23 protein-coding genes and 1 pseudogene are annotated in these 25,642 nt (G+C 66.8%); 6 read left to right on the top strand and 18 right to left on the bottom strand.

The annotated features are described in order from the left end of the window. The 6 genes from OMP44_RS08320 to OMP44_RS08295 all read right to left on the bottom strand — a co-directional run bounded on the left by OMP44_RS08320 (nt 1) and on the right by OMP44_RS08295 (nt 7,809). A complete protein-coding gene (locus tag OMP44_RS08320) occupies nt 1-903 on the bottom strand; it encodes an ABC transporter permease (RefSeq protein ID WP_187979220.1) in 903 nt (300 codons plus the stop codon). Continuing rightward, nucleotides 900-1,856 carry an ABC transporter permease gene (locus OMP44_RS08315; protein WP_187979219.1) on the bottom strand — a complete coding sequence of 319 codons (957 nt, stop codon included), beginning with the start codon at nt 1,854-1,856 and terminating at the stop codon, nt 900-902. The genes OMP44_RS08320 and OMP44_RS08315 overlap by 4 nt, the downstream gene beginning before the upstream one ends. Before the next feature lie 72 nt (nt 1,857-1,928). Further along, a complete protein-coding gene (locus OMP44_RS08310; protein WP_133861772.1) occupies nt 1,929-3,566 on the bottom strand; it encodes an ABC transporter substrate-binding protein in 1,638 nt (545 codons plus the stop codon). Between the two features lie 450 nt (nt 3,567-4,016). Next, on the bottom strand, nt 4,017-5,309 hold the full coding sequence (locus OMP44_RS08305; RefSeq protein WP_187979218.1) for an NAD(P)/FAD-dependent oxidoreductase: 1,293 nt from the start codon (nt 5,307-5,309) through the stop codon (nt 4,017-4,019). A 28-nt stretch (nt 5,310-5,337) separates the two neighbouring features. Beyond that, the gene (locus OMP44_RS08300; protein ID WP_187979217.1) at nt 5,338-6,009 is read right to left on the bottom strand and encodes a haloacid dehalogenase type II; all 672 of its coding nucleotides are present in this window, start codon (nt 6,007-6,009) and stop codon (nt 5,338-5,340) included. Nucleotides 6,010-6,333: 324 nt separating this feature from the next. Further along, a complete protein-coding gene (locus tag OMP44_RS08295) occupies nt 6,334-7,809 on the bottom strand; it encodes an aldehyde dehydrogenase family protein (RefSeq protein ID WP_280307320.1) in 1,476 nt (491 codons plus the stop codon). A gap of 184 nt (nt 7,810-7,993) precedes the next feature. On the opposite strand from OMP44_RS08295, the gene OMP44_RS08290 reads away from it, so the two are divergent. Beyond that, nucleotides 7,994-8,836 carry a GNAT family N-acetyltransferase gene (locus tag OMP44_RS08290; protein WP_187979215.1) on the top strand — a complete coding sequence of 281 codons (843 nt, stop codon included), beginning with the start codon at nt 7,994-7,996 and terminating at the stop codon, nt 8,834-8,836. A 94-nt stretch (nt 8,837-8,930) separates the two neighbouring features. Here the strand turns inward: OMP44_RS08290 and OMP44_RS08285 are convergent, their stop codons facing one another. From OMP44_RS08285 to hmgA, 7 genes are all read right to left on the bottom strand, one after another. Further along, the gene (locus tag OMP44_RS08285; RefSeq protein WP_187979214.1) at nt 8,931-9,335 is read right to left on the bottom strand and encodes a hypothetical protein; all 405 of its coding nucleotides are present in this window, start codon (nt 9,333-9,335) and stop codon (nt 8,931-8,933) included. A gap of 76 nt (nt 9,336-9,411) precedes the next feature. After that, nucleotides 9,412-10,548 carry a glycerate kinase gene (locus OMP44_RS08280; protein WP_273861596.1) on the bottom strand — a complete coding sequence of 379 codons (1,137 nt, stop codon included), beginning with the start codon at nt 10,546-10,548 and terminating at the stop codon, nt 9,412-9,414. Nucleotides 10,549-10,629: 81 nt separating this feature from the next. Next, nucleotides 10,630-11,724 carry a CdaR family transcriptional regulator gene (locus OMP44_RS08275; RefSeq protein ID WP_273861597.1) on the bottom strand — a complete coding sequence of 365 codons (1,095 nt, stop codon included), beginning with the start codon at nt 11,722-11,724 and terminating at the stop codon, nt 10,630-10,632. A gap of 94 nt (nt 11,725-11,818) precedes the next feature. Next, nucleotides 11,819-12,898 carry a 4-hydroxyphenylpyruvate dioxygenase gene (gene hppD / locus OMP44_RS08270; RefSeq protein ID WP_280307318.1) on the bottom strand — a complete coding sequence of 360 codons (1,080 nt, stop codon included), beginning with the start codon at nt 12,896-12,898 and terminating at the stop codon, nt 11,819-11,821. Between the two features lie 137 nt (nt 12,899-13,035). Next, on the bottom strand, nt 13,036-13,674 hold the full coding sequence (maiA, locus tag OMP44_RS08265; RefSeq protein WP_280307316.1) for a maleylacetoacetate isomerase: 639 nt from the start codon (nt 13,672-13,674) through the stop codon (nt 13,036-13,038). Nucleotides 13,675-13,798: 124 nt separating this feature from the next. Then, complete coding sequence (fahA, locus tag OMP44_RS08260) at nt 13,799-15,097, bottom strand: fumarylacetoacetase (protein ID WP_280307315.1); 1,299 nt, start codon at nt 15,095-15,097, stop codon at nt 13,799-13,801. Then, on the bottom strand, nt 15,094-16,416 hold the full coding sequence (hmgA, locus tag OMP44_RS08255) for a homogentisate 1,2-dioxygenase (RefSeq protein ID WP_280307313.1): 1,323 nt from the start codon (nt 16,414-16,416) through the stop codon (nt 15,094-15,096). The genes fahA and hmgA overlap by 4 nt, the downstream gene beginning before the upstream one ends. Nucleotides 16,417-16,515: 99 nt before the next feature. On the opposite strand from hmgA, the gene OMP44_RS08250 reads away from it, so the two are divergent. After that, nucleotides 16,516-17,289 carry an IclR family transcriptional regulator gene (locus tag OMP44_RS08250; protein WP_208691143.1) on the top strand — a complete coding sequence of 258 codons (774 nt, stop codon included), beginning with the start codon at nt 16,516-16,518 and terminating at the stop codon, nt 17,287-17,289. A gap of 174 nt (nt 17,290-17,463) precedes the next feature. Then, entirely contained in the window at nt 17,464-18,495 is a 1,032-nt protein-coding gene (locus OMP44_RS08245) for a GGDEF domain-containing protein (protein ID WP_280307312.1), read from the top strand. Nucleotides 18,496-18,508: 13 nt separating this feature from the next. Here the strand turns inward: OMP44_RS08245 and OMP44_RS24920 are convergent, their stop codons facing one another. Continuing rightward, on the bottom strand, nt 18,509-19,285 hold the full coding sequence (locus OMP44_RS24920; RefSeq protein WP_405046471.1) for a methyl-accepting chemotaxis protein: 777 nt from the start codon (nt 19,283-19,285) through the stop codon (nt 18,509-18,511). Between the two features lie 78 nt (nt 19,286-19,363). Then, nucleotides 19,364-20,179 (bottom strand): annotated as a pseudogene (locus OMP44_RS24915) (MCP four helix bundle domain-containing protein); the annotation flags it as partial. 162 nt (nt 20,180-20,341) lie between these two features. Here OMP44_RS24915 and OMP44_RS08235 point away from each other — a divergent pair. Next, nucleotides 20,342-21,532, top strand: a complete 1,191-nt coding sequence (locus OMP44_RS08235) for an MFS transporter (protein ID WP_280307309.1) — start codon at nt 20,342-20,344, stop codon at nt 21,530-21,532. Here the strand turns inward: OMP44_RS08235 and OMP44_RS08230 are convergent. Together OMP44_RS08230 and OMP44_RS08225 are read right to left on the bottom strand one after the other, a co-directional pair. Further along, nucleotides 21,529-21,795, bottom strand: coding sequence for a hypothetical protein (locus tag OMP44_RS08230; RefSeq protein WP_187979203.1), 267 nt, complete (start codon nt 21,793-21,795; stop codon nt 21,529-21,531). The genes OMP44_RS08235 and OMP44_RS08230 overlap by 4 nt on opposite strands. A gap of 50 nt (nt 21,796-21,845) precedes the next feature. Beyond that, nucleotides 21,846-22,298 (bottom strand): MarR family winged helix-turn-helix transcriptional regulator, encoded by a 453-nt coding sequence (locus OMP44_RS08225; protein WP_183630113.1) that lies wholly within the window; start codon nt 22,296-22,298, stop codon nt 21,846-21,848. A 250-nt stretch (nt 22,299-22,548) separates the two neighbouring features. Here OMP44_RS08225 and OMP44_RS08220 point away from each other — a divergent pair, with 250 nt between their 5' ends. Both OMP44_RS08220 and OMP44_RS08215 read left to right on the top strand, forming a co-directional pair. After that, nucleotides 22,549-23,709, top strand: coding sequence for an MFS transporter (locus OMP44_RS08220; RefSeq protein ID WP_280307710.1), 1,161 nt, complete (start codon nt 22,549-22,551; stop codon nt 23,707-23,709). Nucleotides 23,710-23,798: 89 nt separating this feature from the next. Further along, nucleotides 23,799-24,455: an ion channel gene (locus OMP44_RS08215; RefSeq protein WP_133861899.1), complete on the top strand. Its 657-nt coding sequence runs from the start codon at nt 23,799-23,801 to the stop codon at nt 24,453-24,455. Here OMP44_RS08215 and solA read toward each other — a convergent pair. Then, the gene (gene solA, locus OMP44_RS08210) at nt 24,452-25,621 is read right to left on the bottom strand and encodes an N-methyl-L-tryptophan oxidase (RefSeq protein ID WP_280307306.1); all 1,170 of its coding nucleotides are present in this window, start codon (nt 25,619-25,621) and stop codon (nt 24,452-24,454) included. The two genes, OMP44_RS08215 and solA, sit on opposite strands and share 4 nt — an antisense overlap. Nucleotides 25,622-25,642 lie beyond the last annotated feature (21 nt).

Raw genomic sequence — 25,642 nt, 5'->3', positions numbered from 1 at the left:
TCAGCGCCCTCCCCGGCGTCGCGCGCCGAACCGGTCGATGAGCAGGTTGACACCCACGGTCAGGGTGCCGATGGCCAGCGCCGGCATCAGCACCGCCGGGGCGCCGTCGGCCAGACCGCCGATGTTTTCCCGGACCAGGGAGCCCAGGTCGGCATTCGGCGGTTGCACGCCGAGACCGAGAAAGCTCATGCCGCTGAGCAGCAGCACGATATAGACGAATCTCAGCCCCAGATCGGTGAGCAGCGGCAGGCGCATGTTGGGCAGCATCTCCCGCAGGGCGATGTAGAACCGCCCCTCGCCACGGGTGCGGGCGACCTGGACGTACTCCAGCTCGGTAAGGTTCATGGCCAGGCTGCGGGCGATGCGATAGCAGCCGGGGGCATAGCCCACCACCGCCATGACGATCAGCAGCGGCACCGAGGAGCCGAAGGCCGAGACCATGACCAGTGCCAACATCTTGCTCGGCAGCGAGATCAGCGCATCGATCAGCCGTGACAGCGGCTCGTCCACCCAGCGGCCGGACAGCGCCGCCAGCAGACCGAGTCCGGTGCCCAGCACGCAGGAGAGCACGGCGGCGACCAGCGCCAGGCCGACGGTGAAACGGGCCCCGTCGAGGATGCGGCTGAGGACATCGCGCCCCAGGTAGTCGGTGCCCAGCAGGTGCGCCTGACTGTAACCGGCCAGCACCGCGCTATCGCCCAGGGCGCCCGGGTCATAGGGGGTCAGCCAGGCGCCGAACATGGCGATGAACAGCCAGAAGGCCACCAGCACGCCGCCGCAAATGCCGGTCAGCGACCAGCGGGCCCGCCGCCGGGTACGGGGGGGTGACAACTGGGCGTCGAGGGTCTTGCCATCCACCGGCAGGACGGACGCGGCACGTACGGGAGTCACGGGTCGGGTCATAGCGTTCTCAGCCTCGGATTGGACAGGATGGCGCAGAGATCCGCCAGGGTCATGAGGACCAGATAGGCGCAGCAGAACAGCATGGCGCAGGCCTGGATCAGCGGCAGGTCGCGACTGGCGACGCCGTCCACCATCAGCTGGGCGATGCCCGGGTAGTTGAAGATGGTCTCGACGATCACCACCCCGCCCATCAGGTAGGAAAGACTCAGGGCAATGGAGTTGGCGATGGGGCCCACGGCATTGGGCAAGGCATGGCGCAGCACGGCGCGGACCGGACCGACGCCCTTGAGCCGCGCCATCTCCACATAGGAACTCTGCAACTGCTCCACCAGGGCTGCGCGGGTCATCCGCGCCATCTGCGCCACGATCACGCAGCACAGGGTGCCCACCGGCAGCGCATAGGCGCGCAGGAAATCCAGGGGGCCGCCGATGTCATGGGCGAAGGTCAGCGCCGAGGTCCACTGCAGGTGCACGGCGAAGACCAGCACCGCCAGGGTCGCCACCAGGAATTCCGGTACCGCGACGATGCCCAGGGTAAAGACGTTGAGGGCCCGGTCCAGGCGGCCGCCGGCATTCATCGCCGAGACGATGCCCAGGCCCAGCGCCAGGGGCACCGACACCAGGGCGGTGACCCCGGCCAGCATCAGCGAGCTGCCGAGCCGATCGCCGATCATGCTGGTGATGGGCATCTGGCTCGCCAGCGACTGGCCGAGATCGCCGTGCAGGAGACCGCTCAGCCAGTGGACGTAGCGCAGCAACGCGGGCTGGTCGAGACCCATCTGGGCACGCAGGGCCGCGACCTGCTCGGGCAGCGCGAACTGGCCCAGCGCCTGCTGGGCGGCATCGCCCGGCAACAGCGCGGAGACGAAGAACACCAGCAACGAGACGATGAGCAGGGTCAGCAACCCGCCCCCGAGGCGTCTGGCGATGAGCGTGAAAACGGAAAGGTCCAAAGCCACCTCCTGCTTGAGCGTGGAGCGGCGAGCCGGGCCCCTGCGGACAGACTCGCCGGCAGGCACCGGGCGTCAGGCCTCCAGCCAGACGTGCTCGGCGAACATGTAGCCCATGAAGCCACCGATGGGGATGATCCCGTAGCCACCGAGCTTGGGCGAATGGGCATCGATGGAGCTGGTGAAGATCGGCAGGCCGATGCCGCAATGCTGGTGGATCAGCAGCTGCATGTCGGCGTACATCTGCTTGCGCTTGGCGATGTCCGTCTCGCCACGGGAGGTCACCAGCAACTGGTCGAACTGCTCGTTCTTCCAGCCCGACTCGTTGAAGGGCGCATCGGACTTGAAGAATTGCGACAGCAGGATATTGGCCGTGGGCCGGGCGTTGATGTTGCCGAAACCCAGCGGGTCCTTCATCCAGTGGCTGTTCCAGTAGCCATCGGCACTGACCCGGTTGACCATCAGGTTGAGCCCCGCCTGGCGCGCCGACTGCTGCAGCACCAGGGCCATCTCGTTGGCGTTGTCGGCGGCGGTTGAGGTCACCAGGGGCAGCTTCGCCCCGGCGATGCCAGCCTTCTGGAACAGGAACTTGGCCTTGTCCGGATCATAGGGCCGCTGGGGCAGGTCCGCGGCATAATAGGGTGTCCCGGGCATGATCGGCTGGTCGTTGCCGATGACGCCGTAGCCAAGGAATACCGACTTGAGAATCTGCTCGCGGTCGAACAGCAGCTTCATGCCCTCCACCACGTTGGGATCGTTGAAGGGACGATTGGGGATTCTCATGATGAGATCGGTGTAGCTACCGGAATTGTTGGCGACGATCTTGAGCTTGCCGCCCTGCTTGAGCCGATCCGCCGAACGGGGATCCACCGACACGGTGAGCTGGACGTCCCCGGCCAGCAGGGCATTGACCCGCGAAGGCTCGTCGCCGATGCCGATCAGCTCGATCTCGTCCAGATAGGGCTTGCCGGACTTCCAGTAGTTTTCGTTGCGCACGCCCACGGTGCGCACGCCCGGCTTGAATTCCTTGACCTTGAAGGGCCCGGTACCGTTGGCGGTGGAGAAATCCTTGGTGCCGTCGGCGATGATCAGGAACGGTGAGATGGCCAGCACCGCGGGCAGCTCGGAGTTCGGCGACACCAGGCGGATGCGCACCTCGTCGGGCGCCACCGCGGTGACTTCGGCGAACTGATCGGCCAGGGCCTTGACCTTGGAACCCACCGCCGGGTCCTTGTGGCGCAGCAGCGAGTAGACGACATCGGCGCTGTCCAAGGTCTTGCCATTGTGGAATTGCACGCCCTGGCGCAGCTTGATCGTCCAGGTCAGGGCATCCTGGGTCTCCACGCTGGTGGCCAGGGCCATCTGGGGTTCCAGATGGCTGTCGAAGACGGTCAGGCCGTTGTAGAAGAAGTACTGGCGGGCATAGTCGCCCGAGAAAGAGCCCTTGGCCGGATCGAGGGTATCGGCGGTGGAGGAACCCGCCGCTGCGGCACGCACCCGACCGCCGCGACGCGGGGTGCCAGTGACCGCATCTTCTGCGGCGAAGGCCTGGCCATCCCGACCGAGCAGACTGCCCACCCCGGTCGCCAGCAATCCGGCGGCGCCCAGCAGGCGCAGCGCATCGCGCCGCGACACCCCCCGATGCAGGGCCTCGAAGGCCCGAACGCTTTCAGCAGCTCCTATCAGGGGACTTCCAGTCTTTTTCTCGGTCATGTCGGCTCGCTCGTTGGGGACTCGGTCGCCAGTCCGCGCACCCCTCCCCGGGCGCACGAAGCTGTCCTCTTGGCCGCCTTGTCGTGCGGCCAGGTTCATTACAGCACCCGCCCCTCGTCGATTACCGTCGAATTGCCCCCGCGGCGAGACAGAAAAGACCGTTTTGACCGAGCCGCTCAGCATTGTTTGCGGTGTGCGTCGCGACGGCGCGTCGGGGCCCGTCATGCCCGCCTTTGGCGCGCTGGTGCGGCGTTTCGCTTGGCTTGACGGAGCGCGGTGCGGACCGCGACGGGAGGCTGGACGATCGCAAAAAGCCCGCAGCGACAGCAGGTTCTGCGCAGCGGTGCCGGTCAGCGCTGCGACAGGCTGCGGAAACGAAAAAACCGCCAAGCCGGGCGCTGCGTGGCAGGGCCTGGACTGGCGGTGGCGGTGGCGGTGGCGGGATCGGGGCTAGTGCAGGCGATCCTGAACGCGGTAGTAGAGTCCTACCAGTGGCAGGAACCAGGGCTTGCCGAAATGCCCGGGAATCGCCGGCCAGTCCAGCACCCGCCAGGGATTGGCCTGGCCGCGACCTTCCAGCACCTCGGCCATCACCCGGCCCATGTGCACCGACATCTGCACGCCATGGCCGCTGTAGCCCATGGCGTAGAACAGGCCGTCCTGCTCGCCGGCGCGGGGCAGGCGATCGGCGGTCATGTCCACCAGGCCGCCCCAGCAATAGTCGATGGGCGTCTGGACCAGGCTGGGAAAGAGTTGACCCAGCGCGGCGCGCAGCACGGCGCCGCTCTTGGCGTCCTGGCGGGGATCGGACAGGGCGAAACGCGCCCGTCCGCCGAAGATCAGCCGGTGATCCGGGGTGGTGCGGAAATAGTTGCCGATGATGCGGCTGGTGACATAGGTGCGCCGATTGGGCAGCAATCCGTCCAGCTGCGCCTTGGGCAGGGGCGCGGTGGCGATGATGAAACTGCCCACCGAGGCGATGCGCCGGCGAAACCACTGGAAGGGGCCGACGCTGGCGTTGCCCGTGGCCACCAGCACCTGGCGGGCGCGCAACTCGCCCCTGGCGCTGATCACGCGAAAACTGCCATCGGGCAGTCGCTGCAGATCGCTGACCGCCGCGCCTTCGAATACCTGGGCGCCCCGCCGCACGGCCGCCTCCGCCAGCCCGACGCCGAAGCGCCCCATGTGCATCTGGGCGCCGTTGTGCTGCAGCAGACCGCCATGGAAATCGTCGGACGCTACCTCAGCGCACACCTGGGCGGCGTCGAGCAGTTCGACCTGCGGGTCCACCTCCTGGCGGATCAGTTCGCAGGTGCGCGCGAGGTTGTCATAGTGCTGCGGCTTGGCCGCCAGCTTGAGCTTGCCGGCCTTGTGGAAGTCGCAGGCGATGCCCTCCTCGGCGATCACCGCCTCGACGCTGGCGACCGCATCGGCATAGGCCTGGTAGAACGCCCGGGCCTTTTCCGCGCCCAGGCTGGCGTGCAGGGCCGCGTAATCCTGGGCGACCCCGGTGTTGCAGTGGCCGCCGTTGCGTCCGGAGGCTTCGCCGATCACCCGGCCAGCCTCCAGCACCGCCACGCTGGCACCGCGCTGGCGTAGCGCCACGGCCGCGGAGAGCCCGGTGAAGCCGCCGCCGATGACGGCGACATCCACCTCGCCCGCCACCGGCCCGAGGGTAGCCCCGGTAAAGCCCGGCGCGGTCGCGAGCCAGTAGGAATCGGACGATGCTGGGCCAAGACTCATGGGCGGGCGCTCCGGCAGCTCAGGGGGGTTATTCGAGACCGACCACCGCGGCTAGGCCGCCGATGTCCTTGATCTCGGTGTTGGTGTAGAACGGCGTACTCGGCTCATGGCCGCGATTCACGAACACCTTGTTCTTGATGTTCATGTAGTCGGCCGGGATGAGGTCGTAGCGGAAGCTCGACGACACATGCAGCACGTCTTCCGGACCGCAGCCGAGGGTGTCCAGCATGTATTCGAAGGCCTGCAGGCGCGGCTTGTAGGCCTGGCCCTGCTCGGCGGTGAAGACCCGGTGGAAGGGCACGCCCAGCTTGTCGACGTTGGACATGATCTGCTCGTCGGCGGCGTTGGAATAGATCACCAGCGGGATCTTGTCGGCGATCTTGGCCAGGCCCGCGGTCACGTCCGGATGCGGTCCCCAGCTCGGCACCGCCTCGTAGTAGGCGTTGGCCTCGGCGTCGGTGAAGGAGATGCCCCAGCGCTTGCAGGTGCGCTCCACCGCCGAATACAGCACCTCCGAATAGGGCTTCCAGGCGCCGAGCACCTCGTCGAAGCGATAGCCGTTGAAGTCCTTGCAGAACTGGTCCATCGCCTCGGCGGGAATGCGGTCGGCGAACATCTCGCGGGCCATGTCGGACATGCGGAAACGGGTCAGGGTGCCGTAGCAGTCGAAGGTGATGTACTTGGGCCGAAAGGCGGTCATGGCAAGGGTCCTTTGACAGGGGTCATGAGTGAGAGGCCGGGACGCCGGTGGCGTCCCTGGCAAGCATTACAGCACCGGCGGGCCTGACAGTTGTCCGCTTTCAGGCACCGCGGGAGACAGAAAAAACCGTTTTAGCGGTAGGGCCCAGCATTGTTTGCGGCGACCTCAGGCTTTGGCTGAAAAGTGCCTGCGCTCGGCCATGCTGCGTTAAAAATCATCTCGGAATGCTCATTTACCCTTAGTAAACTCGAGCGCGAGTCCGATCCGCTTCCTCGCTGATTTTTGCCTTGCCTGACCATCGCTCAGCGACTTTTCAGCCAAGCCTCAGGAGTGTTCCAGGTCGATCAGCACGCTCTTGCTGCGCAGGGTCGCCTCATAGGCGGCGCGGCCCAGGTCCTTGCCGATGCCGGACCTCTTGTAGCCGCCGGTGGGAATGATCCAGTCGTGGCTGCGGCCATAGCGATTGACCCAGACGGTACCGGCTTCCAGCGCCCGGGTCAGCCGCAACGCCCGGCCAAGGTCGGCGGTGTGCACCCCGGCGGCCAGGCCATAGGTGGAGTGGTCGGCCAGGGCCAGGGCCTCGGCTTCGTCGTCGAACACCTGCACGGTCAACACCGGGCCAAAGATCTCTTCGTGCACCGCGGGGTTGGCCGCGTCGACCCCGGTAATCAGCGTCGGCTGATAGTAGGCACCACCCATGCCCTCCTCCAGGGCGCCACCGACCAGGATCTCCGCGCCGGCTGCCCGGCTGCGGGAGACGATGTCCTGGATGCGCTGCCCCTGGCGGTGGGAAATGATCGGCGCCAGGGTAGCCTCCGCCGCCCAGGTCGGCCCCGGGCGCAAGGCGGCGAAGGCCGCGCGGACGCCTTCCAGCATCGGCTCCAGAGCGGCGCGCTGGACCAGCAGTCGCGAACCCGAGACGCACACCTGGCCGGCGTTGCCGGTGATGGCGGCCGCCACGCTGCGGGCGGTACGGGCCAGATCCGGAGCGTCGGCGAACACCAGTTGCGGACTCTTGCCGCCCAGCTCCAGGGTCACCGGCTTGGGCCCGCTCTCGGCGCAGGCGACCATGATGGCGGTGCCGGTCCCGGTGGAGCCGGTAAAGGTGACCTTGCCGATGCGCGGATGGCGACACAGGGCGTCGCCGGTGGTCCGACCATCGCCCTGGACCACGCTGAGGATGCCGGCCGGCAGTCCCGCCAGCACGGCCAGTTCCGCCAGGCGCAGGATGGAAAAGGGCGTCAGCTCCGAAGGCTTGATGACCACCGCATTGCCGGCGGCGAGCGCCGGCGCCATCTTCCAGCCGGCCATGCTCAGGGGGAAATTCCAGGGGGCGATGGCGCCCACCACGCCATAGGGCTCGGTGATCTGCAGGCCCAGGTGGCTGGTGGCGGTGGCCGCCACCTCGCCGCCGTGCTTGTCGGCGAATTCGGCGAAGAAGCGAATGCCCTCGGCGACATAGGGAATGTCCCAGGCCAGCACCTCGCGCAGCGGACGGGTCGAACCCACCGCCTCCAACGGACCGAGGATCTCGCCATCGGCCTCCACCAGATCGGCCCAGCGGCGCATCACCCGCGCGCGTTCGCGCGGCGGCCGACTGGCCCAGTCGCTGGCCTTCCAGGCGCGCCAGGTGCCCTCCACCACCTCGTCCACCAGATCCGACGAGGCGCACGGCAGGCCGCTCTGGAAGCCACCATCGGACGGCCGAAACACCTCCAGTTCGGCGCGGGCATCGCAGGTGCGACCGCCGATGAAGTGGGCACAACGAACCGCTATTGCTCTGGGGTCGAACGAGGCCATGGCGCGCTCCGCTAGGGCTGTGGGCTTGGCCCCAATGCTAGGCCGCCGGGCCGCCATCTTTTGCCGAACTGGAAGGGGCCTTCGGTGCCTCGCAGTGGCGCATCCACCCACCGGCAACCGAATCTGCCGTCGCGGCTTGCTAGGCTGACGCCTGAATCAGCCAGACCCGAACCGGAGCCCTGCCGTGTCCCACGCCACCTTGAGACCCCTGCGCGAAACCGACCTCGCCACCGCCCACCAGCTGTCCCAGGCGCTGCACTGGCCCCATCGCCTGGAAGACTGGCAGTGCCTGTTCCACACTGGCGAAGGCCTGGTGCTGGAAGACGACCAGGGCGTGTTTGGCACCGGCTTCTGCGTGCCCCAGGGCGACTACGCCACCATCGGCCTGGTGATCGTCGCCGACAGCCACCAGGGCCAGGGCCATGGCCGCCGGCTCATGGACGGCCTGCTGCAACTGGCCGGCAACCGCACGCCGCTGCTGGTCGCAACGGTGCGCGGTGCCCCTCTCTACCGCAGCCAGGGCTTCGAATCCTATGAGCGCATCTATCAGCACCAGGTGGCGCGTCTGCCGGCCATGGGGGAACGCCATCCGCTGGAAGGCCAGGTCCGCGCGTTGAATCCGGCAGCGGCGCCGCAGCTGGAGGCCCTCGCCCAGGCGGCTACCGGCCTGGACCGCAGCGCCCTGCTCCGCGAACTGGTGCCCCAGGCCGAGCGTATCGTCGGCTTGGAGCTGGAAGGCCAGCTACACGGCTTCGCCCTGCTACGCCCCTATGGTCGCGGCCTGTCGGTCGGCCCGGTGATCGCTGAATCCACCGACCAGGCCAAGGCCCTGGTGCTCGCCCTGCTGCGCCACGCCGAAGGGCGCTACCTGAGATTCGACGTGACGGCCCGCAGCGGTCTCAATCCCTGGCTGATTGAAATCGGCGTCCCCCAGGTCGATGAAGTCGAGCAGATGGCCAGGGGCGCGGCGCCGCGGTCCCGCGAAGGGGTGGATCAGTTCGCGCTGCTGACCCAGGCGCTAGGTTGAACAGGCAATCGGATATCAACTCGAATTGGGCGTCACGGCTGAGCCGAATAAACCGGCCGATCAGCTCATGTAGTGAGCCGATCGGCCGGTTCACCTAACGCCACTCGCACCCCGCCACGCGGTTGCAGCTGGTGCGGGCGCGGTCGCCCTGGGACGTGGAGAAGCGACTGATGACGTTCCAGCCCAACTGGCGGGTGCGGCCCAGCCAGAGGGTGCCGTCGCTGGTCAGGCCGCTGAAGAACTGCAGCCGTCCCAGCCGCGTACTGGTCTGGGCCCAGGAGCGGCCCGATACCGGATCATAGCCACGCATCAGGGTATCGTTGCCCTGCACCGCCACCCCGTACCAACCGCCCTGCCCGTCCTGACAGCGCAGCACGAAGGCGCTGCGCACGCAGGTGTCGGCCGGTTTGAGACTGGGAATGGCCGCCTGGACGGCGGGCACAGTCAGCAGCAGGGCCGCGGTAAGCAGGCCGGTACGCAGGATCGCAGACGAGGTCATCGCGGCAGTCGGTTGGCAGCGGGACGCCCAGCATGAGGCAAATCCCCGCGGCTCGCCAGCCAGGCAGGCTCTGGCGTCAGCCTTTCGCCGTCCGCCACAGCCGCCCGATATCGCGAGCGGTCCGCTCCAGCAATACCTCGGCCTGAGCCAGGGCTTCTTCCAGACTCAGCGGACCCGGCACCAGGCTGAAGGCGGCGGCGAGACCCTGCTCATAGAGGGCGTCATAGCCCTCGCCCAGCGAACCGGCCACGGCCACCACCGGCACGCCGTGGCGCCGGGCCAGGCGCAATACACCCGCCGGGGTCTTGCCCCTCAGGGTCTGGCCGTCCAGCCGCCCTTCGCCGGTCACTGCCAGATCGGCGTCGATCAGGGCGTCGTCCAGACCGACCAGTTCCGCCACCACCTCGATGCCGGGGCGGAAGGTCGCCTGGAGAAAGGCCAGGGCCGCAAAGCCGACGCCACCGGCGGCGCCGGCACCCGGTTGCTCCCGGACATCACGACCCAGGGTCGCGGCGGTAACGGTGGCGAAATGCGCGAGGGCCGCGTCGAGCTGGCGAACCTGCTCGGGCGAAGCGCCCTTTTGCGGACCGAAGATCTGGCTGGCGCCCTGGGGACCACAGAGCGGATTATCGACGTCGGCGGCAATGACCACCTCCACCTCCGCCAGCCGTGGGTGCAGCGCGGTCACGTCCAGGCTGGCCAACATCGCCAGGGCTGCCCCGCCCGGCCCCAGCGCCTGACCCTGCCTGTCCAAAAGGCGCACACCCAGCGCTTGCAGCAGCCCTGCGCCGCCGTCATTGGTGGCACTGCCGCCGATGGCCAGCACCAGGCGCTCGGCGCCGGCGTCCAGCGCGGCGTGCAGGAGCTCGCCCGTACCGCGGGAGGTGGCGACCAGCACGTCGCGCCGGCTCCTGGGGACCAGCTCCAGACCGCTGGCGCTGGCCATCTCGACGAAGGCGGTGCGCTGCTCGGCCAGCCAGCCCCAGCGGGCGGTCACCGGCTCGCCCAGCGGACCGGTCACCCGCGCCTCGCGCACCTCGCCGCCGGTTGCGGCCAGTACGGCATCCAGGGTGCCCTCGCCGCCATCGCCCAGGGGGCACTCGATGATCTCGGCCGCGGGCAGGGCCTGATGCAGGCCACGGGCCAGGGCGCGGGCGACACCGGCAGCGGACAGGCTTTCCTTGAAGGAGTCAGGGGCGACGACGATTTTCATGGGCGATTCTCCGTTGTTATGCACCGAGTGTTTCCCGGTTCGGCCGGCGCTACAACAGGACAAAAGCCCAACATAGTGAAGTCAGGACTGTGAATTCGCCCAGTCCTGATCCAGCAGCAGCAGCGCGCAGTACAAGTCGGCGGCCTCGGCGAAACGCCGCGGATCCCGTCCGGTCAGCGCCTGGATCCGCTCCAGCCGATGCCGCAGGCCATTGCGATGCAGCCCCAGCGCCTCGGCGCAGGCCTGGGGGCTGGCGTCCTGGGCGAACCAGCTGCGCAGCGTCGCCAGCAGTTGGCCGTCCCGGTCGGCCTGGCGCAAGCGCAGCAACGGCTCCAGCAACCAGGCGCCGTGCGAGCGCTCGGCCTGACCCTGGAGCCAGGTGGGCAGGGCCAGGTCGTCCTGCGCCACCCGGACGAGGTCAGGTCGCAGGCGCCTGGCCACCGTCAGCAGATCCAGGGCCCGCTGAGTCGTCTCGGCCAACCCCGACCAGGGTCGGGCCTCCGGGATCCAGGCACTGCGCTGCAATGACCAGCCCTGCCCCGGCAGCTCCCCCAGCAGCGCCTCAGGCGCTTGCGCGCCGGGTCGATACCAGAGCCACTGCCCCTCTTTGCGCGGCAGGCACCAGCTGTGCGTCAGCCGCTGCTGGGCCCAGTCGCCAAAGCCCGGTGCAGGCACGGCGAATTCGAGCAGCAGCACGTCACGCGGCAGCTCCGGCCGCAAGCCGAGCAGACTGGCATGGCGACCCACTTCGGGCGCCGCACCCGGTGTAAGCAGCTGACGCAGCAGGGGGGCGGTCATGCGGCTGGTTACGGGCGGTTGCCCGGCGGCCTGCTCGATGAGCATTTCCGCGGTAAGGCGCAGGAGCTCGGCGGGCAGGCGCAAGTGCTCGGCGTCAGCCCCGGACACGCCAAGGACCCCGACCAGCTCGCCCGCGCGATACAACGGCAGGTTGATACCTGCCTGGGCGCCAGCCAGCCGTGCGGCGGCGACGGCATCCAGCGCCACCGCACGGCCTTCGGCGATGACCTGGCGCGCGCCGGCATGGCGGGTGAACAGTCGCGCCGGATCGCCCGAGCCGATGATCAGCCCGGACGCATCCATGACATTGACGTTGCCCGGCAGGATGCGCATGGCGCGTTCGACAATTTCCTGCGCCAGGGTCTGGCTCAGCTCCATGGCCACCTCCAAGGTTGGCGCGCGTCCTTGCGACGCGCCGTCACCTTAGAGGCGTCGCCTGCCGCCGGGCAAGCCTCCAGGAGGCCGGAGGCCGTTACGCCGAGGTGCTCAGCACCCCACGCCGCACCTGATCGCGCTCGATGGATTCGAATAGCGCCTTGAAGTTGCCCTCGCCGAAACCGGTATCGCCCTTGCGCTGGATGAATTCGAAGAACACCGGTCCCAGCAGGGTCTGGGAGAAGATCTGCAGCAGCAGGCGGCGCTCGCCACCTTCGGAGGTACCGTCGAGGAGGATGCCGCGGGCTTTCAGCTGCTCCACCGGTTCGCCATGGTTGGGCACCCGCCCTTCGAGCATCTCATAGTAGGTCTCCGGCGGCGCGGTCATGAAACGCGTGCCGTAGGCCTTGAGCCGATCCCAGGTGGCGATCAGATCGTCGGTGAGAAAGGCCACGTGCTGGATGCCCTCGCCGTTGAACTGCATGAGGAATTCCTCGATCTGCCCAGCCCCCTTGGAGGACTCCTCGTTGAGCGGGATGCGCACCAGGCCGTCCGGCGCCGCCATGGCCTTGGAAGTCAGACCGGTGTACTCGCCCTTGATGTCGAAGTAGCGCAGCTCGCGGAAGTTGAACAGCCGCTGGTAGAAGTCGGCCCAGTAGGCCATGCGCCCGCGATAGACGTTGTGGGTCAGGTGGTCGATGACCTTGAGGCCGGCGCCCACCGGCTTGCGCTCGACTCCCTCAAGAAACACGAAATCGATGTCGTAGATCGAGCTGCCCTCCTCGTAGCGATCGATGAGGTACAGCGGCGCACCGCCGATGCCCCTGATCGCCGGCAGCCGCAGTTCCATCGGGCCGGTAGGCATGTCCACCGCCTGGGCGCCCAGCTCCAGCGCCTTGGCGTAGGCGTGGTGGGAGTCGCGGCAACGAAAGGCCATGCCGCAGACCGAAGGTCCGTGCTCGGCGGCGAAATAGGCCGCATGGCCGGTCTTCTCGCGATTGACGATGGCGTTGATGTCGCCCTGGCGGAACAGCACCACGTCCTTGGATCGGTGGTTGGCGACGTGGCTGAAGCCAAGGCTTTCCAGTACGGGTTCGATGACGTTGGGCGTAGGCGAAGCGAATTCGATGAACTCGAAACCCATGAGGCCCATGGGATTTTCAAACAGATCGGCCATGACTGGCTCCTTGACGGGTAACGTGACGGACGTTGTCGGTAACGCGGGCTAGCGCCCCGTCAGGGGCGGCGCGCAGGAAATGCCGCGCACGCTGCGGGCGAGGAAATCGCCCAGGAGAAGCTGACAGCCCAGGCGCCTCACGAGGCCACCTGTGCCGGGGTATCCGGCTGAACCTCGGGGCGCGCCTGCTGGAACGCCGGATGCGCGGCGGCCAGGGCCTCCACCCGCAGCAGACGCGGATAGGGCGACAGATCCACCTGGAAACGCCGCGCCGCATAGAGCTGGGGCAGCAGATAGACGTCCGCCAGCCCTACGTCGCCGAAACAGAAACCACTGGACCCGATCTGCGCCTCCACCGCCGCCAGGCCCTCGCCGATCCAATGCGAAATCCAGTCGAGGATGGCCGGCTCTTCCAGGCCCAGACCGCGCAGGCGGTTGAGCACCGAGACGTTGTGCAGCGGATGGACATCGCAGGCGATCAGGGCGGCGACCCCCCGATGCCGGGCGCGCAGCAGCGGCTCGGCCGGCAGTAAGGGCACCGCTGGATAGCGCTCTTCCAGGTATTCGAGGATGGCGGGCGACTGGATCAGCACCTCGCCGCTGTCGAGGCGCAGGCTGGGCAGTCGGCCCTGGGCATTGAGCGCGCGATAGTCCGGCTGGCGCTGCTCGCCGGCCAGCAGATTGACCGGCACGGCCTGGTAGTCCAACCCCTTCAGCGCCAGGGCCAGACGGACCCGATAGGCCGAGGTCGAACGGTAATAGGTGAAGAGGTCCATCGACACTGCCCCGCGATTGCCTGCCGGCTTCTTATTATGCGTAAGTTCATTACGTTAAAAGGAATCTGCGCTTGCCCGGAGGCCTTGTCAACGGCACTCGGGTCGTTGCCCAATCCGCGCTGCCCTACCCCGCGGCCAGCACCTGGCCGCGACATTCGCCGAAGCCGATTGTGGGCAAGCCGGGCCGCTGACAGCGCGCCCTGAGGATGACCTCGTCACCGTCTTCCAGAAAGGTACGGGTCTCGCCGCCTGGCAGTTGCAGCGGCTGCTTGCCGCCCTGGGTGAGCTCCAGCAGGCTGCCGCAACTGCCGGCATCCGGCCCGGACAGGGTGCCCGAACCAAAGAAGTCGCCGGGTTGGAGGGCACAGCCATTGACGGTGTGATGGGTCACCATCTGCGCCACCGTCCAGTACATGTTCAGGGTATTGCTCAGGGCGAGCCGCTGGGCAGGCAACCCCTGCTCCACCATGCGCGGCGTACGCAGCAGCACTTCCAGTTCGATGTCCAGCGCGCCCTGGGCCTGGTCGCGTTCGTCATACAGATAGGCCAGGGGCTGGGGATCCCCGGCAGGCCGCGCTGGCTGCGCCTGGCGATAGGGTGCCAGGGCTTCCGCGGTCACTACCCAGGGCGACAGGGTGCTGGCGAAACTCTTCGACAGGAAGGGGCCCAGCGGCTGGTATTCCCAGGCCTGGATGTCCCGCGCCGACCAGTCGTTGAGCAGGCAGAAACCGGCGATGTGCTCCGCCGCGCTGCCGATGGCGATGGACTCGCCCTGGGCATTGCCCGGGCCGATCCAGATCCCCAGCTCCAGCTCGTAGTCCAGCCGGCGGCAAGGCCCGAACACGGGCGCCTCCTGCCCGGGCGGGAGCGTCTGACCCTTGGGTCGCTTGAACGCCTTGCCAGAGACCCCGAGGGTCGAAGCACGGCCGTGGTAGGCGATGGGCACGTGCTTGTAGTTGGGTAGCAGCGGATTGTCCGGGCGGAACAGCCGACCGATCTGGGTGGCATGGTGGATGCCGACATAGAAGTCGGTGTAGTCACCGACCCGCGCCGGCATGTGCATTCGGCAGGCACTCTGGGGTGCCAGCAGATACTCGGCCAGCTCCTCGAGCTGCTCGCGTTGCGGATGGTCGGCGCGCAGCAAGGCCTGCAGGGCCTGGCGCAATGCGACCCTCGCCGCCCCGCCGGCGGCGAAGAAGGCATTGAGCGTTTCCTGAGCAGCCAGTTCGGCGGCCCGCTGGGCCTCGCCGCGGAACAGACCCGCTTCGAGAGCGAAGCCCAGATCGAGGATGAAGTCACCCACCGCCACGCCCCCGCGGGGCCTCTCCTCGCCGCGACTGAACACGCCCAGGGGCAGGTTGTGCAGGGAAAAATCCGCATGGCCATTGGCCGAGGCGACCCAGCTGGGCAATTCGTGGGTCATGCCGATACTCCTGCGCCGGGCGCGACAAAGGTCTTGGTGAGGCCCGCCCAGCAGGCATCGTAGTCGGGCTGCAGCAGCGGCGATGCCAGGGCGTGACGGGTCGGCCGCAGGACGCGCCCGGTTTCGAACATGAAGGCCATGGTGTTCTCGATCCGGTGCGGCCGCAGGTCGGCGGCGATGGCGTTCTGGGTGGAGACCTGATCCGGACCGTGGGCGCTCATGCAGCCGTGCAGGGAGGCCCCACCCGGCGCGAAGCCATCGGCCTTGGCGTCGTAGGCTCCCTGGATCAGACCCATGAATTCGTTCATCAGATTGCGGTGGAACCAGGGTGGTCTGAAGGTGTTTTCCGCGACCATCCAGCGGGGCGGAAAGATCACGAAGTCGATGTTGGCCACCCCTTCGCTGGTTCCGGGTGCGGTCAGCACGGTGAAGATCGAGGGATCCGGATGATCGAAACTCACGGTGCCCAGGGTATTGAAGCGACGCAGGTCGTATTTGTAGGGCACGTTGTTGCCATGCCAGGCGACCACGTCCAGCGGCGAGTGATCCAGCTCGGTCTCCCAGAGTTCGCCGAGGAATTTCTGCACCAGCCGGGTGGGTGCCTCCCGATCCTCGAAGCGGGCCACGGGTGCCTGGAAATCCCGCGGATTGGCCAGGCCGTTGCTGCCGATCGGACCCAGCTCGGGCAGCCGCAGAGAGCGCCCGTGGTTTTCGCAGACGTAACCCCGTACCGCCTCGCCCTCCACCACCTCCACCCGGAATTTCATGCCGCGTGGAATCACCGCGATCTCCAGCGGCTCGATGCGCAGCAGACCTAGCTCAGTAACCAGGTCCAGCCGCCCTCGCTCCGGCACGATCAGCAATTCTCCATCGGCGTCGTAGAAGACGCCGGTCATGCTGGCATTGGCGGCATAGCGATAGAGGCTGACGCCCTCGGCCTGGTCACCCGGGTCGGTGGCGACGAGCCGTTCCAGCCCGGCGAGAAAATCGGTGGCGGCGGCCGGCAGCGGCAAGGGATTCCAGCGCAGGCGATTGGGTGTCGGCGCGCCCAGCTCCACGCCGGTCAACTGCAGCTCGCAGCGCTGGAAGCGGCCATGGGCGGCCGAAGGCCTGAGCCGATACAGCCAGGAGCGCCGAGCCTCGTGGCGCGGCACGGTAAAGGCCGTGCCGGAGAGTTGCTCGGCATAGAGGCCGAAGGGCGCGCGTTGTGGCGAGTTCTGCCCGACGGGCAGGGCACCCGGCAGGGCCTCGGCGCTGAAGTGATTGCCAAAGCCGGATTGATAGGTCACTGGCGTTGTTGCTTGTTCTTGTCTGTCCACCTGGCCCACCCATTATGCGTAACAGGTTTACGCAAAAAGTAAATTGAACCCAGGAGAGCGTCAAGCTATAACGCTGCCTTTACCCACGCGATCGAAACGATGACGAACACCCCCGAAGCAGCACCCCCACGACGCCAGAAGGTGCAGGCGGCCGAGGTCGGCACCGATATCCTCAAGGCCCTCGCCGAGCTGGCGCCGTCGACGTCCTTGTCGCGCCTGGCCAGCCACCTGGACATGCCCGCCAGCAAGGTGCACCGCTACCTGCAGGCTCTGATCGCCAGCGGATTCGCCGAGCAGGATCCGCGGACCAATCACTACGGACTCGGTCAGGCCGCCCTGTTCGTTGGCCTGGCCGCCCTGGGTCGGCTGGATGTGGTGAAGCTGGCGGCGCCGCTGCTGGCCGATCTGCGCGACGAGGTCGGCGAAACCAGCTTCCTGGCGGTCTGGGGCAACAAGGGGCCGACGGTGGTGCTGGTGGAACAGGCGCTGCGCGCTGTCACCCTGGTGACCCAGGTCGGCTCGGTACTGCCGCTGCTGGGCTCCTCCACGGGCCTGGTGTTCAACACCTTCCTGCCGGATGTCGAGACCGCGGCATTGCGCGCGGAAGAATTGCACCGGCCGGATGCGCCCAGCGTGGCGGAGCTGGCGGAAGGTGCACGCCAGCTGCGGGAGACCCATATCCAACCGGTGCATGGCTTGCTGATGGCGGGTGTCAATGCGCTGTCCGCACCACTGTTTGGAGCCGGCGGCCGGCTGGCCGGGGTGCTGACCCTGGTCGGCGCCGCGCCAGGCTTCCAGGCCGAGGTCGGAGGCGCCGCGGCGAGCCGTCTGCACGCCGCCGCCCAGGCCATCAGCAGGCGGCTGGGTGGATAGCGCGGACGAACCCGGGCACAGCACCGCAGTCAGGAGCGCCGATGGTCGCGGCAGCGCTCCACTCGATCCGTTCCAGCCTCCATTCGGCTAAAGGATCACCCGGACTGGCCGTTTGCCATTAAGCTTACTGTTAGCGCGTTTATCATTGGCGCACTGCTTTCTGGTGACCTCTTCATGACTGCTCTTTCCTATCGTGATCGCAACCAGGCTCTCAACGACTCCCTGGGCAAATTCTGGCAAGTCGCCAAACCTGTCGTTCAGGCGGCCATGACCATTCATGTGGCGCTGCTGGTCATCTTCGTCCTGCTCGACCAGATCCTGATGGCCTGGGCCAACGTGCTCAGCATCGCGGCCTACGTCGGCTGCCTGGCCGCCCTGCGCCAGCGCCGTTATCGCATCGCCAGCCTGACCATGTGCTGCGAGATCGTCGCCCACGCCTGGATCGCCACCTGGCAACTCGGCTGGGACAGCAACTTCCACTACTACGTGCTGTGCATCCTGCCGATCGTCATCTACAACTACCGCACCGCGCCGATCCGCCATCTGCTGCTGGCGCTGGGAATCCTCGTGACCCTGGCGGGCGGCTATCTGCTGCACCCTCCCGCGGCTCTCGCGCCCCTGGCAATGAAGCTCTTCGGCGTCGTCAACGTCATCAGCGCCCTGCTACTGCTGCTCTATGGCACCGGCGCCTCCTTCCACCACAGCACCAAGATGCAGCTGGACCTGCTGCATTCCGCCAGCCACGACAGCCTCACCAACCTCTACAACCGCCGGCGGATTCTCGACCAGGCCGACCAGCACAGTGGTGTGGCCGGCAGCCTCATTCTCTTCGATGTGGATCACTTCAAGCACATCAACGATCGCTTCGGCCACGATTGCGGCGATCTGGTGCTGCAGGGCATCGCCGACGTCATCCGCCGCGAGGTGCGCCACTCCGATCTGGCGGCGCGCTGGGGCGGCGAGGAATTCCTGGTGCTGCTGCCCCAGGCGCGGACCGAAGTGGCCTGGGGCGTGGCGGAACGCATCCGCCAGCGCCTGACCGATGTCACCCAGTCCCTCGAACGCGGTCCCGCGCGGGTCACCGCGACCCTGGCGGTGTGCGAGATTCGCGATTGCGAGGCCTTCGCCAGCGCCCTGGAGCGCGCCGACCAGGCGCTCTACCGTGGCAAGCAGGAAGGCCGCGACCGGGTGATGCTGGCGGCCTGAGATCCCGCCCGTCCTAGACCACGAAGCGCTGCAGGGCGCCGTGCAGATCGGCGGCCAGGGCGGAAAGCTGCTGGCTGCTGGCACTGGTCTGCTGGGCGCCGGCGGCGGTCTGGGTCGCCGCGTCGCGGATCAGCGTCAGGTTGCGATCGACCGCCGCCGTGGTGGCCGTCTGCTCTTCGGTGGCCGCGGCGATGGCGTCGTTGCGCTGGCCGATGGCGGTGATGGCCTGAGTGATGCCTTCCAGCACCTGCCAGGTCGCCTGGGCTTGGTCGCGGGTATGGCTGGCCTGGAGTCGACTCTGATCCAGGGCAGTCACCGTCTTCTCGCTGACCTGCTGCATGCCGTCGATCAGACCCTCGATCTCACGGGTGGAGTCGCCCGTACGGCGGGCCAGGCCCCGCACCTCGTCGGCCACCACGGCGAAGCCGCGTCCGGCATCCCCGGCACGGGCTGCCTCGATGGCGGCGTTGAGCGCCAGCAGGTTGGTCTGCTCGGCGACGTTGCGGATGACATCGAGCATCTTGCCGATGCCCTTGGATTGCTCGGCCAGCTGGCCAGCCTGGTTGGCCGCCTCGTCCACGTTGCCCACCAGCTGGGTGATGGCGGCCAGCGTCTGGCGGACCTGCGTCTGCCCCTGCTTGGCCTGATCGACGCAGCGCTGCGATTCGGCGGAGGTGGAGGTCGCGTGCTCGCACACCGCCTGGACCGCCTGATTGAGCTGGGTGACGGCATTGGCCGCATGCTGGATATCGGTCGTCTGCTGCTCCAGATTGCGGCAGCTTTCATCCATCACGGCACTCACCTGGGTCGAGGCCGAGGCCAATTGCTCCGAGGCATTGCCGGTATGGGCCAGCACCTCGCGCAGATTGCCCTGCATACGCTCCAGCGCCAGCAGCAGCATGGCTGCCTCGTCGCGCCCCTGGGGCTGGATGTTCTGCCGCAGATCACCCGCGGCGATGCCGCCGGAGATGTCCAGCGCCTGGCGCAGCGGCTGCACCACGCTACGGGTCAGTCGCCAGGCCAGGAGCAGCAGCAGCAGAATGGCGCCGCCAATGACCGACCAGACGATGGCGCGGGCCTGCAGGAACTGGACGTTCGCCACCTCCTTGGCCTGGGCCGCGCCCTGCTTGTTCAATTCGCGCAGCAGTTGCACCTGCATGTCCATCAGATCGCCCTTGAGGCCCACCACGGTATCCAGTTGCATCCGCGCAGCCGCGATCTGCTGCTGCTCGATCAGGCGCACCTCTTCGCGCAGGCCTTCCACGAAAGGCAGATACGCCTCGTGCAGGGCCTTGATCGAATCCCCTTCGGTCGCATCGGTGACGACCGGCGCATAGTCCCGGAACAGCTGATCGGTCTCGTTGACCAGTTGCTCCAGGGTGACCCGGCTCATGGCCACGGCGCCCGGATCCTCGGCATTGAGCAGCACCACCGAGGCCTGGTTGCGCAACTTGCCGAGGTTGATCGCCAGGGAATCGGCGATGGCGATACTGGGTAACCAGTCCTGCTCCATGCTCAGGGCCTGACGGCGCAGCTGCTGCATCTCCCATAGCGAAAAACTGCCCAATCCGGCGAGCAGCACGGCGGCGAAGGTAAAGGAGAACAGCATCCGCGGGCCGGTCTTGAGAGCTCTCAACCAGGAACGGCGGGAAAGGCGGCGAAGGGGCGCGAGGATCCGAAGCATGGAGGCGTCACTGCAGGAAGACGGTCAAGCACAGCAGCCTAGGCAAGCCAGATGTCGAGCTGATTACAAAATGCCATTGTCCGAAAAAATCAGACGATTGCGGCGAAAGGTAACAGGGGCTAAGGTCCGTCCCCTCCGTTTGCCATCCTGCTCGACGCTGTCATGACTACCCCTGTCGCCAAGGCTTCGCCTTTACAGATCCTGCTGCTCGGCATCGCCCAGATCCTCGTGTGGGGTGGCTCCTTTTTCATTCTCGCGGTGCTGGCCGATCCGGTGGTACAGGAGACCGGCTGGTCCCGGCAATGGGTCTATGGCGGTCTTTCGCTCGGCGTCCTGGTCTCCGGCCTGCTCGCACCGGCGTGTGGCCGCCTGATCGCCCGCCAGGGCGGCCGCACGCTGCTGTCGCTGAGCGGTCTGGGGGTGGCCGCCGGGCTGACCCTGATGGCCAGCGCCCAGCATCTGCCGCTGTTCCTGCTCGCCTGGGTGGTGATGGGTATCGGCATGGCCGCGGGTCTGTACGATGCATTGTTCGCGACCCTGGGCACCTGCTACGGCAGCCAGGCCCGCTCGGCGATCAGCGGCATCACCCTGGTCTCCGGCTTCTGCACCGCCATTACCTGGCCCGTCGCCGCCTTCATGGTGAGTCATCTGGGCTGGCGCGGTGCCTGCCTGGTCTATGCGGCCGTCCTGTTGCTGACGATCTGGCCCCTGTATCGACGCGCCCTGCCCGCGCCGGTCCTCGCCACCCGGGCGCCGCGGCCCAACCAGACGGCACCGGCAGTACCGGTTGATCGCGCCCTGTACATCGTACTCATGGCCCTCTTCAGCCTGGGCGCGGTGCTGATGACAGCCATCTCCATCCAGCTGATCACCCTGCTGCAGGGGATCGGCTACAGCCTGGCCAGCGCCGTGGCGCTGAGCGCCTGCCTGGGGCCAAGTCAGGTCGCCTCACGGATCATCGACCTGCTCAACCGCAACGGCCACCCGCTATGGACGGCCCTGGCCTCGGTGGTCTGCACGGCCGCCGGCCTGCTGTTGGTCACCCTGGGTCCCGGCCTAGTCTGGGTGACGGTCGTGGGTCTGGTGATCTTCGGCGCGGGCAATGGCCTGAGGGCCATCATTCGTGGCGCCCTGCCGCTGGCGCTCTGGAGTCCGGCGGAATACGCCACCATCCTCGGCCGCATGGCGCGCCCGGCATTGCTCGGCCAGGCCGCCACGCCCCTGCTCTGTGGCTATGTCCTGGAACACCATGGCCCCCAGGCGGTGCTGGGTCTGCTCTGCCTGCTGGCGCTTATCAACGTGGCACTGGTCGCCTGGTTGTTCAGGGCGATCCTCAGCCGTCGCGACGCCTAGTCGCAGGCAATTTCCAGGGGTACCAGGCGCAACCTGATGCCGGTGCGACGCAGGGTAAGGATATCGCCCTCACGCTGCCCGACCTCGTCGCCCAGGGTGCTGCGCAGCGTTTTTTCGTCGAGCAACTGGGCATAGGTCCGGGGATCTTCCCCCTGGCAGCTTTCGGCGATATGCAATTCGCCCTGCAGCAGCTTGCCCGCAGTGCGCCCGCTGGTGAGATCCACGAGCAGATAATCCTGGTCAGGCTGGTACTTGAAGGTCATGCGAATTCCCCGGCGACTGTAGCCATGGGAACCGCTCGTACCCGGTTGGTTCAGGACGTCGGGTTGCCTTCCTCGTCCAGACGGGTGCGCAGCATGACCAGGGTCTCGCGCAGATCATCCAGGCCCGCATCGCCCAGGGCGCAGACCTGCCGCACCCGGCTGTTGACCCCATTGGCCTGATCGCGCAGCGTGCGACCCGCGGGCGTCAGTTCTATCGACAGGTTGCGTTCGTCTTCGGCACTGCGACGGCGCGTGACCAGCCCGGCGGCCTCGAGGCGCTTGACCACGGGGGTCAGGGCACCGGAATCCTGCCGCAGCCGATTGGACAATTCCTTGAGCGTGAGGCCGTCATGCTCCCAGAGCACCAGCATGATCAGGTACTGCGGGAAGGTCAGGCCCATGCTCTCCAACAGGGGCTTGTAGAGTTGCGTCATCGCCAGCGAAGCCGAGTACAGGGAAAAGCAGAGTTGCTGGTCGAGGAGCAGTGGATCTTTGGCTGTCATGGGATCTGCCATTACAAAAGCGTGAAAAGAGTGGAAGGTGCGATCTATCCCCAGCCAGGTCAAGCACCCGGGTGACGTGGGGTCGGTTGCCGGAAACATCCGGTAACTGGCACTGGATTCCGATACCACAGGATGCCACAGTGAGCGGCTGGACATAAATAATAAGGGTAATACCTGCATGGCCGTTTCCTCTGCCACGCCAGCCGTTCCTGGCGAAAATCCCCCCGCCGCCCTGGCCGGCGCCTCGCCGATGGTGGCGGGAATCCTGGCCTCCTGTGCGCTGGCCCACCTCATCAACGACCTGATCCAATCCGTCCTGCCCTCGATCTATCCAATGCTCAAGGACAGTTATGGTCTTACTTTTACCCAGATCGGCCTGATCACCCTGGCTTTCCAGATCACCGCCTCCCTGCTGCAACCCTGGATCGGCTTCCATACCGACCGCCATCCTAAACCCTATCTGCTGCCCGCCGGCATGGTCTGTACCCTGATTGGCGTACTGCTGCTCGCCTTTGTTGGCAGTTTTCCCGCGATCCTGGCCGCTTCGGCGCTGATCGGCGTCGGTTCCTCGACCTTTCACCCGGAAACCTCGCGGGTGGCCCGCCTGGCGTCGGGGGGACGCTTCGGCCTGGCGCAATCCACCTTCCAGGTCGGCGGCAACGCCGGCACCGCCATCGGCCCCCTGCTGGCGGCAGCCATCGTCATTCCCTATGGTCAGACTCATGTCGCCTGGTTCGCGCTCTTCGCGCTGTTCGCCATCGGCGTGCAGTACGGACTGTCGCGCTGGTATCGCAACCACCTGCGTAGCGCCAAGGGTCGCAAGGCCGCCGCAGTCAGCCACGGCCTGTCGCGCGGCCAGGTGACCTTCGCGCTGATCGTGCTGGCACTGCTGGTGTTCTCCAAGTACATCTACATGGCCAGCATCACCAGCTACTTCACCTTCTATCTCATCGAGCGTTTCGGCCTCTCGGTGGCCAGCTCCCAGCTGCACCTCTTTCTCTTCCTGGGTGCGGTCGCGGCCGGAACCTTCTTCGGTGGCCCCATCGGCGATCGCATCGGCCGCAAGGCGGTCATCTGGTTCTCGATCCTGGGCGCGGCGCCCTTCACCCTCGCCCTGCCCTATGTCGACCTGTTCTGGACCAGTGTGCTCAGCGTCATCATCGGCTTCATCCTGGCTTCGGCCTTCTCGGCCATCGTGGTCTATGCCCAGGAACTGGTACCAGGCAACGTGGGCATGATCGCCGGGATCTTCTTCGGCCTGATGTTCGGCGTCAGCGCCATCGCCGCCGCGGGGCTGGGCAATCTCGCTGACCATCGCGGCATCGAATACGTCTACCAGCTGTGCTCCTACATGCCGCTGCTGGGTGTCCTGACCATCCTGCTGCCCTCCACTTGCCGCAAGGCGGCCTGAGGTCCGCGCCACGGGAGCATGAGGCTCCCGTGGCGAAGCGCTTCGCCACCCGCTACGCTGGCCGCCCCTGAGCCTTTCGCCGAGTCGCGATGAAGAGTCCGCTGCACTACCTGGTCCGTTACCCCTCCGCCAACCTGCTGTTCATCCAGTTGCTCGGGCTGCTGCTCTACCCCTTCGTGGAGCAGGAAGAACATGGGCGCGCCATCATCGGTGCCTTCGGCATCATCGTCCTCGCCACCGCCCTGCGCATGGTGCGCCGGAGCCCGACCATCCAGTGGCTGGGGTTCATTCTCGCCGGCTGCATCCTGGTGCTCACGGTACTGGTGGAGTGGCAGGGCAATCGCCACCTGGTGGTATCCCTGGCCATCCTCGATGCGATCTTCTACTTCTATGCCGCGGGCAGTCTCATCGCCTACATGATGGAAGACCAGCGAGCGACCACCGATGAACTCTTCGCCGTGGGTGCGACCTTCACCCTGCTGGCCTGGGCCTTCGCCCATGCCTACTCGGCCTGTCAGATCCTGCAGCCCAACAGCTTCACCGCCGCCAACGATCCCCTGGCCGCACGCACCTGGACCGAGCTGCTCTACGTCAGCTTCGCGATCCTCTCCGGCGTCGGCCTGAGCGATATCTACCCGATCAAGCCGATGGCGCGCTCGCTGGTCATGCTCGGCCAGTTCTCCGGTGTCATGTACATCGCCCTGGTAGTGACCCGGCTGGTCACCCTGACGGTGCGCAGCCGCTAGCCGAATCGCGCCAGGCTGAAGCTGCCGAGATCGATGTCGCTGCGCCCGGTGGTCACGCGCTGGGCGAGCGCCTCGCCCAGCGCGGCCGAATGCTTGAAACCATGTCCCGAACAGGCACTCACTACGGTCACGCCCGGCAGCGCCGGATGCTCGTCGACGATGAAGCCGAAGTCGGACGTCACGGTGTAAGCGCAGACCGCGCTGCGTACCGCCCGGTCTGAAAGACCGTTAACCCACCTTCCTACCTGATTACTGAACAGCCTGCTCGATTCCTCAGGATGAAGGGATCTTTTGATCCCTATAGGGGTGGTATTATTCTGGTATTGTTCCGTGGCGACCTTCACGGCATTTTCCCCAGGCAGAGGAGGAAAGCCGTAGAAGAGATCGCTGTCGCCACTGCCATGGGCGAGGATGAAGCTCGGTGAATCCGCCGGAAACAGTTCGGGCCTGGCGACTTCAAACCAGTGCAGGGTCTGACGGCAGACGCGCAGCAGCCGGTCGAACGGTGCGCCCAGCAATTCAGCGCTCCACATGCCGGCAGCGACGATGACCCGCTTCGCCCGCCAGCGGCCCTCTGCCGAATGCAGCAGTACGCCCTGCTCGTCCGTCTCCAGCCGTTCGATGACGGTATCGGTATGGATCCGGGCACCCCGCTCGCGTGCGCCGTCCAGTTGCGCCTGGATACAGGCTTCCGGATAGAGGTAACCCCCACCTGGTTCGAAATAGCCCAGCGCGTCTTCCGCTACCTGGAATTGCGGAAACCGCTGGCGAATGGCGGCGCCATCCCAGGCCTCATGAGGGATCCCGTACTGGCGCGCCAGCTCCAGGGTGGCCTGGGTGAAATCCGGGCGACCGTGATGGGAGGTTGCCGTCGCGGTGGCGGTCATGATCAGTACCCCGCATTGCTCGAACAGCCGGACGCCCCTCTCCGCCTCCAGCTCGCGCCAGAGTTGCTGCGAGCGGATCGCCAAGGGCACGTAGGCTGCACCCTCGCCCACCGCCTGGCGAGTAATGCGCGTCGCGCCGTGACTGGAGCCCAGCTCATGGGGCGGTGCATAGCGATCGATGCCTGCGACCTTCACGCCACGCCTGGCCAGTTGGTAAAGCGTGGCCGCGCCCATGGCGCCCAGGCCCAGGACAATGACGTCATGAGTTGCGTTGGTCATCTTATCCCCCTGCCTTCTTCG

The sequence above is a fragment of the Pseudomonas flavocrustae genome, from assembly GCF_029872515.1.
Taxonomy (GTDB): Bacteria; Pseudomonadota; Gammaproteobacteria; order Pseudomonadales; family Pseudomonadaceae; genus Chryseomonas; species Chryseomonas aestiva.
Note: the sequence above shows the minus strand (reverse complement) of the source record. Positions and strands in the feature narration are given on the sequence as shown.